This is a genomic window from Onishia taeanensis (assembly GCF_013349955.1).
GTDB lineage: Bacteria > Pseudomonadota > Gammaproteobacteria > Pseudomonadales > Halomonadaceae > Onishia > Onishia taeanensis_B.
In genome coordinates this window covers 1-443 of sequence record NZ_JABVXC010000061.1, presented here as the reverse complement: position 1 = coordinate 443, position 443 = coordinate 1, and the positions used below count along the sequence as shown (strand labels likewise).

The 443-nt window shown below is 42.4% G+C and carries 1 pseudogene; it reads left to right on the top strand.

The features are described 5' to 3' along the window. Positions 1 to 68 precede the first annotated feature (68 nt). Positions 69 to 443: pseudogene (locus tag HUS66_RS17465) on the top strand (cell division FtsA domain-containing protein); the annotation flags it as partial.

Genomic DNA, 443 nt, shown 5'->3' with positions numbered 1-443 from the left:
TGTTCGAATGTGGAATATAGTGTTGATATACATAGTAACGTTCATTTTGTAAAGGAGGTGCCACCAGAATGAACAGCAACGATTTTTATGTTAGTCTTGACATCGGTACGTCCAGTGTAAAAGTTATCATTGGCGAAATGATTAACGATCAGTTAAACATTATCGGTGTCGGCAATGTGAAGTCGCAAGGGCTGAAAAAAGGCTCTATCATTGATATAGATGAAACGGTACAATCCATTAAACGAGCGGTTGAACAAGCGGAACGGATGGTCGGCGTAACGATTAAAGGCGCCATTGTCGGAGTAAACGGCAACCACATTCAACTTCAACCGTGCAATGGGATTGTCGCTGTATCAAGCGAAAATAAAGAAATTACAACTGAAGACGTCACACGCGTTATTGAAGCGGCACAAGTCGTCTCCATTCCACCAGAGCGCGAAATT